The following is a 6,684-nucleotide window of genomic DNA, read 5'->3' as shown; positions in this document are numbered from 1 at the left end:
CGGACCGGGCCCTTCGCTATGGGGATGTCGAGACTGGGTCAGGCCTGCCGACGCCGCCGGCTGGCCGCGGTCAGGAGCACGGCACCGAAGAGCACGTTCAGCGCCGCAACGCCGACCATGTCGGTGACGTCGGCTCCGGTACGCGCCAGACCGGACGGGAGCGTACGGTCGTCGATGCGCTGGAGCTTCCCACCGGCGTCGAGCGTGAACTGCGTCCGGTCGACGATCGGGCTGCCGTCGATGCCGATACCGGAAGCGATCAGTTCGTGGTTGCCGGCCTCGAGGTCGGCGGGCAGCACGGCGCTCAGCGTGTACGTTCCGTCCTCGCCGACGGTGCCGGTGGCGAGCGTCCTCGGCGTCGAGTGCACCTCCAGGGTAACGGTGGAGCCGGGCTTCAGGCCGCTGCCGTGAACGACCACCGGGGCGTTGGCCGCGGTCTGGCCGAGTTCGGCGTTCAGGGTGAGCGCCAACTTCTTCGGCGGCGCGGCGACGACGAGGGTACGGGTGACGTCAGCAGCGGGTTCGTAGCGCTCGTCGCCGGACTGGCTGGCGACGACGGTGCACTCACCGAGTCCGCTGTACGTCAGCACGGTGCCGGTCAGCGCAGTGCCGGTCACCGAGCAGGAGCCCTCAGCCCGCCAGGTCACGGCCAGGCCGGAGGTGGCGGTCGCCTGCAAGGTCTGCGGGGCGTCGCCGAAGGTGGCCGGCTGGAGCTCCGGCACGGTGATCGACTGCGCCGCCTTCGCGACGTCGGTGGTCCGCGTGACCGGTTCGGCGGCAAGCGTCTGCGAGTCGCCGGCTTGGCTTGCTACGACGGCGCAGCGCCCCACGTCGGTGGTGGTCAGCACCGCGCCGTCGACCGAGCAGGCACCTTCCGCGGTGTACCTGACCGGCAGGCCGGCGCTGGAGGTGGCCGCCAGGGATACCGGAGCACCCCGGTACGTGAGGGCGGGCAGTTCCCCGAAGGTGATGGTCTGGCCGGTCCTGGTCACGGTGATCGTGGCGCTCGCGGTGCTCGCCGCGACTCCGGGTCGTCCGCTGTAGGTCGCGGTGAGGGCGTGGTCTCCGGCGGTCAGCACGACCGGGAACCCGGCGCTACCGGCCGACACCGGCTGCTGTCCCAGTTCGCGGCCGTTCTCGGAGAGGGTGATGCTGCCGCCGTCGACGGCGTACCCGTACGTCGTTTCAACCGTGGCCGTCACGGTGCCCGGCTGCCCGGCGACCGCGGCACCGGTCAGCGTGACGGTGCTCGGACCCGACGGCATGACCGAAGCCGACTGCGCCGACCGCGGGGATGGCCCGCCGGCGTTGGTGGCCGAGACCTGGAAGGTGTAGGTCGCACCGTTGCGGAGGTTGGTGACGGTCTTCGAGGTCGCCGCGGGCGTACCGGAGACCGAACCGCAGGGCGTCGCCGGAGCGCCGTCGGCCGAGCAGTACACCGTGTACGACGTGATCGTGCCGCCGTTGTCGGCCGGGGCGGTCCACGAGACGGCGGCTGATCCGTCGGCGGCCGTGGCCGACACGGCGCTCGGCGCGTCCGGTGCCGGCGGCGGGGCGACCGTGAAGGTCAGCGGTGCGGAGTAGTGGTAGTCACCGGCCATCGGGGGGTAGCAGGGCTCGCCCTCGCCGTAGCTGTACAGGGTGTACTGACCGGGGGTCAGGGTGCCGGCCGGGAAGGTCTTGGACACGGTGTAGGTGTCCCCGCCGTTGGAGAAGGTGCCCACCGAGAACGGACCGTTCTGCTGCTGCGGGCCCCTGACCAGGTAGTACAACCGGCCCGGCGCTAGGTAGGCGTCGCTGCAGCCCGTGATCGTGCTGATGATGGTCACCGCGTCGGTCGACCTGGGATTGGCCGGGCTGACCGACACTTCCGGCACATGCGGCGTCGCGGCCTGAGCAGGGGATGCGGTCAGCCCGACGGCGAGTGACGTCAGGCCCACTGCGGCCGCTGCGAACAAGGCCAGCAGCGGCCGAATGCGCTTGACGAATGGTATGAGCACGAGAAAATCCCCCGAAACAGTCCGTTACCGACAAATGAGCATCAGCCCGTACCATCGGTCCCGGCTGCGGTCGGCTGAGCGATTCGACGGAGGTGACGCGTCAGCGCAGTTCGGAGGAGAGTTCCAGCGCCGCACGTACGGGATCGTGCGACCACCGGCTGGCGAACGCGTCGTGCAGGGTCCAGCCCATGCGGCGCAGCGCGCGCTGGCGCTCCAGGTGGGCGGCGATACCGTCCGGGTGCACGCCGCAGATGAGCCCGACCGCGCCGTCCCCGTCACCGACGCACAGGTCGACGCTCCACCGGCCGACCGGGTAGCCGGCCCGTACCGGGAGGCCAGCGGCCGTCAGCTCCGCTCCCAGCCGCGCGGCCCAGCCGGTGCCCTCCGCCGCCGGGCGGCAGGCCGCCCGCGGTGGCGCCGAGCCGTACGCGAGGTAGTCCCCGACGATGCCGCTGCCGTCGGTGACCGACATGACCATGACCAGCCGCTCCCGGGCGCGCGTGACCATGACGTTGAACAGGTGGGGATCACTCGCGAACCGCAGCCGGGCCGGGGAGTCACCGTCCGCCAGCCCCAGTGACACCACGATCGTGTCGGCCTCACTGCCCTGGAACGCGTGCACGGTACCGGTACGCAGCCGCAGCCGTTCGATGTCCTCGACGGGGAACGCCGCCAGCAACGCGGCCTCGAGCGCGTCGGCCTGGTCGCGGAACGGGGTGATCACACCGATGCCGGTTGTCTTGCGCTCGGCCAGGTCCTTCACCACGGCCACGACGGCGTCCACTTCGGCGCGGTTGACGCCGTCGGTGACGGTCCCCGCGTCGACGTGGACCACATCGATGGCGTCGGCGTGTTCGTTGCGCGGATGCCGGCTCATCAACGCGATCCGGTCGCGGTAGAACCGGCTCGCGGAGAACTCGATGAGGTGCGGCACCGAGCGGTAGTGCTCCTCGAGATAGGTCACCGGTGCCGCGCCCACGGCCACGTCGAACGCGCTCGCCCGCCGTATGTCCAGGCGGTCGCCGTACCCCTCCAGGTCGTGGCGGCCCAGCGTCACCGCGACGTCCACGTCGGCGACGAACGACACGAACCGCAACTGCCGCGGGTCGCCTACCACGAGGGCCGACTTCGCCCGGGCGAGCACGGGCGCCGCGCGGATCTGATCGATGTGGGCCGCCTCGTCGAGGATCACGAGATCGAACATGCCGGGTACGGGAGGGAGCAGGTCTTCGACGTCGGTCACGGTGCCGACCCACAGCGGCAGTGCCCGTACCAGAGCCGCGCCGTCCAGGCCGGCGAGCGCCTCCCGGCGGCGGTTGCGCCCGGAGGTGAGCGCCGAGGCGAGCGCCGCCACGGTCCGCCGCGCATCGCCGGACCAGCGGTGCACGCTGCGGGCCCGGTTACGCATCGCAACCCCGACCGCCTCGGCCAGGGCGTCGTCCGCGTCGGCCAGCGCATCCCAGGACGGGCCGAGGTCGGTCCCACCGGTAGCGGCCAGCCGAGCGGCCGCCTCGGCGGCCTGCGCCGCGCCGAGCACAGCCGACAGCCGATCCAGATCCACCGGCTCGGCGGCGCCGGTGGCCCGCCGCAGCCGGCGCAGCGCCGACGCCCGCCGCCGGCGGCGCCACCAGCCGTCGTCAACCACCGGAGTGGCGCGCCGCAGCAGGCGCAGGGCCGCCTCGACATCGAACCCGGGCTCGAACGCCAGCGGGGCGTCCACCCGCAACCCGGGCATCAGCGGCTCCCACGCCGCCAGCTCGGCCGCGCGCTGCTCGACGGTGAGCGCGGCCGTGATACCGCTCGTGACGGCGGCCACCTTCGCCTCGGCGGCCGCGAGCGCCTCGCGGTCGGCGTCGATCCGGCGATCGTCGGCCCCGGCGGCCGCCCCCTCCGCGAGTTCGGCCGCGATGGCCTGGCGCCGTTCGGCGTCACCGAACAGCACGGGTACCGCTGCGGGGTACCGTCGCAGCAGATCGCCGAGGACCTCGGCCGCGTGGCGGGACTGGGTGGCCACCAGCACCGATCCCCCACGGTCGACGGTGTCGAGCGCCGCTGCCACCACGGCGTGGCTCTTGCCGTTGCCGGGCGGGCCGGCCACCGCGACCACCGGTTCGTGGCGCACCCGGCGTACCACTTCGCGCTGCGCCCTGCTCAGCGGCAGCGGCGACAGCACGATCTCGTCCACGGCCGGTGGCCCGACCGGCACCGGATCGCCGTACACCCGGGCGAGCGCCGTCCCGTCCAGCCCGTCGCGGCCGGCCCAGTTCAGCAGGGTGTCGCGGAGCCCGGCCGAGGTGACGTCACGGACCACGAACAGCCCCGCCACGGCGTAGCCGACCAGCTCCGCGTCGGAGATCCTGGGCATCGCCCCGTCGACGGTCACGACCCGTCCGGGTGCGATCCCCGCCGCCGCGGCGGCGGCGCCGATCCAGTCGGCCGACCCTCTCCCCCGCAGCCAGGCCGTACCGCCGAGACCGGGCGCCGCCTCCAGCGCCGCGGCGACCTCCCGGTCGGCGACGAGCGGGGTCAGCTCCAGGTCACCGGCCGGCACGACACGGTAGCCGCGCAGCCCGCGTTCGAGCCGGACCGGTTCGGTGAGCAGCGGCAGGCGTACCTTGCGCCGGGCGCCACCGGCCCCTGCGCCATCGACCTCCACGCCGCCGGCGACCCAGGCCCAGCCCCGGCGCAGGATCCGCTCGTCGCGGTGCAACTCGTCGAGGGCGGCCAGCCGGTCCACCGTACGGTTGCGCGGCGCGCGCTCCGGCTCGGGCAGCCACACGATCGGCTGGCCGCCTTTCGAGACGTCGAGGACGCGCTCTCCGCCGGCGGGGGCCAGGTCGGCGAGCGCGGCCAGGATCCGGCGCGGATACATGGCGAATGATTCTGCCGCACGCTGCTGCGATGGTCCGCGCTCGGCCTGCGCTTTCACCCGGCGGACCGGGCACGCGGTTCAAGACAGGCACCCGGTTCAGGGCAGCAGCCAGCCGTTGTCGACGGCGAGCCGGACCGCCTCGGCCCGGGTACGGGCTCCGGTCTTGCCGATCGCCGCGGACAGGTGGTTGCGGACGGTCCCCTCCGACAGGTGGAGATCGCGCGCGATGTCGGCAACGGTGCCCCCGTCCCGCGCGACGCGAAGGACATCCGTCTCGCGGTCGGTCAACGGCGACTCGCCCTGCGCCAGCGACTGCGCCGCCAGCACCGGGTCGACCACCCGCAGACCCTGGTGCACCCGGCGGACGGCGTCGGCCAGTTGCCGGGCCGGGGTGTCCTTGACGACGAAGCCGCTGGCCCCGGCGGCCATGGCCTGACGCAGGTAACCGGGCCGGCCGAACGTGGTGACCATGAGGACCCGGCAGCCGGGCACCTGACGGCGCAGTTCACGGGCTGCGGCCACCCCGTCCATGCCCGGCATCTCGACGTCGAGCAGCGCCACGTCGGCCGCCTGGTCGCGGGCGGCGGCGACCACCTCGTCGCCGCGGCCCACCTCGGCGACCACCGTCAGGTCCGGCTCCAGATCGAGCAACGCGGCCATCGCGCCACGTACGAGAGCCTGATCGTCGGCGAGCAACAGTCGGATCATGAAGGCACCTCCACCCGTACCCGGAACCCGGGCTGGCCGTCGCGGCGACCGGCGCTCAGGCTGGCACCGAGCGCCTCCGCGCGCCGGCGCAGGCCGATCAGGCCCTGCCCGTCGGATGCCGCGGGGTCGGGGCCGACACCGTCGTCGACGATCTCCACGCTGTGGGCACTGAGCCGGACCTCGCACCGGGTGGCCCGGCTGTGCCGCACGACGTTCGTGACCGCCTCGCGGATCGTCCAGGCGAACAGCTCCCGGAACCGGCTGGGCACCTCCTCCGCGGCGCCGGGGAGCTCCGCGGTCACGTTCGCGGCCGCGAGCGCGGAGCGGGCGGCGGCGATCTCCCCCGGCAGGGAGATGCCGCGTACGCCCATGGCCGTCGCCCGTACGTCGGCGAGCGCGTCGCGGGCCCGCAGCTCCAGGTCACTCAGTTCGGCGCGGGCCTTGTCGAGGTCCACGTCGAGCAGTCGCTGTGCCAGCTCCGCCTTGACCGTCACCACGGTGAGCGAGTGACCGAGGATGTCGTGCAGGTCGGCGGCGATGCGGGCGCGTTCGTTCGTCACGGCTAACGCCGCCAGCTCCTTCTGCGCCTGCACGAGGCGGCGCTGCCGTTCGCTGGCCGCTCGAACGCCCCAGGCTGCCAGCGAGCCGAGCAGTGCCGCAAGCCCGTAGCCCTTGTCCTCCCAGCCCGCTACGAGCTGGGGCGCGGCCTCCCCGACGACGGCCAGCACCGCCGCCACCGGTACCGCCTGCCGCAGCGGCAGGCTGACCATCGCGAAGGCCGCGACGTACACCAGGCACGAGAGGGCATGGTGTCCGGCGCCCGGTACCTGGAGCGCGGCGAGCACGACCATCGCGACGAGCCCGAGCCAGATCCGCGCCACGTCCGGCCGCGGATCCGACGCAAGGGCGTAGCGGACCCGCCGCGCCATCTTGACCACGACGAGGTACAGCACCGCGAACCCGGCCAGCGCCACCAGCCCCACGTCACGCTGCCACCCGTCCGGCCGCGCCAGCAGCGCGGACAGGGTGCCGATGAGGTAGACCAGCCACACGGCGGCGAAGATCCACCCGAATCGGGCGCCCCTGAGCTCGGAGTCGCTCATG

4 protein-coding genes are annotated in these 6,684 nt (G+C 73.4%); all 4 read right to left on the bottom strand.

Going from position 1 to position 6,684, the window contains the following annotated elements:
• Window positions 1–38: 38 nt before the first annotated feature.
• The gene (locus tag Pme01_RS12165; RefSeq protein WP_168115597.1) at window positions 39–2,000 is read right to left on the bottom strand and encodes a fibronectin type III domain-containing protein; all 1,962 of its coding nucleotides are present in this window, start codon (window positions 1,998–2,000) and stop codon (window positions 39–41) included.
• A 100-nt stretch (window positions 2,001–2,100) separates the two neighbouring features.
• On the bottom strand, window positions 2,101–4,872 hold the full coding sequence (locus tag Pme01_RS12160; RefSeq protein WP_168115598.1) for an AAA domain-containing protein: 2,772 nt from the start codon (window positions 4,870–4,872) through the stop codon (window positions 2,101–2,103).
• A 96-nt stretch (window positions 4,873–4,968) separates the two neighbouring features.
• A complete protein-coding gene (locus tag Pme01_RS12155; protein ID WP_168115599.1) occupies window positions 4,969–5,580 on the bottom strand; it encodes a response regulator transcription factor in 612 nt (203 codons plus the stop codon).
• On the bottom strand, window positions 5,577–6,683 hold the full coding sequence (locus Pme01_RS12150) for a sensor histidine kinase (RefSeq protein WP_168115600.1): 1,107 nt from the start codon (window positions 6,681–6,683) through the stop codon (window positions 5,577–5,579). The genes Pme01_RS12155 and Pme01_RS12150 overlap by 4 nt, the downstream gene beginning before the upstream one ends.
• Window position 6,684: the final 1 nt, after the last annotated feature.

The organism is Planosporangium mesophilum (genome assembly GCF_016863255.1).
GTDB classification, from domain to species: Bacteria; Actinomycetota; Actinomycetes; order Mycobacteriales; family Micromonosporaceae; genus Planosporangium; species Planosporangium mesophilum.
Note: the sequence above shows the minus strand (reverse complement) of the source record. Positions and strands in the feature narration are given on the sequence as shown.

Coding starts and splice junctions, on each gene's coding strand:
- Pme01_RS12155 (WP_168115599.1), bottom strand. CDS start 5,580: ATGATCCGACTGTTGCTCGCCGACGATCAGGCTCTCGTACGTGGCGCG.
- Pme01_RS12160 (WP_168115598.1), bottom strand. CDS start 4,872: ATGTATCCGCGCCGGATCCTGGCCGCGCTCGCCGACCTGGCCCCCGCC.
- Pme01_RS12150 (WP_168115600.1), bottom strand. CDS start 6,683: ATGAGCGACTCCGAGCTCAGGGGCGCCCGATTCGGGTGGATCTTCGCC.